Origin of the sequence: Paenibacillus sp. EKM301P, assembly GCF_011800295.1 — a bacterium.
Classification (GTDB): Bacteria; Bacillota; Bacilli; order Paenibacillales; family Paenibacillaceae; genus Paenibacillus; species Paenibacillus polymyxa.
Map to the genome: position 1 here is coordinate 1 of NZ_JAALFM010000150.1, position 244 is coordinate 244.

Sequence of the window (244 nt, forward strand, 5' to 3'; positions counted from 1 at the left end):
CGATATCTGCTACCTTTATTTCACTTGTTTACACAAGATCAGCTTAAAGGAATATTCTAAAACGCAATTTCGTTTCGATATCCAGTTTTCAAGGTGCAAAGCTGTGTGATTATCAATCAACTCCTGAAGAGTTAATGATCTCCAAACAGTTATAGATGAAATTGTAATTGGTGGAGCCAAGCGGGATCGAACCGCTGACCTCCTGCGTGCAAGGCAGGCGCTCTCCCAGCTGAGCTATGGCCCC

General features: G+C 43.9%; 1 tRNA gene. It reads right to left on the bottom strand.

Annotation, left to right across the window (positions count from 1 at the left end):
* Positions 1-168: 168 nt before the first annotated feature.
* A tRNA-Ala gene (locus tag HFD99_RS25295) sits at positions 169-244 on the bottom strand.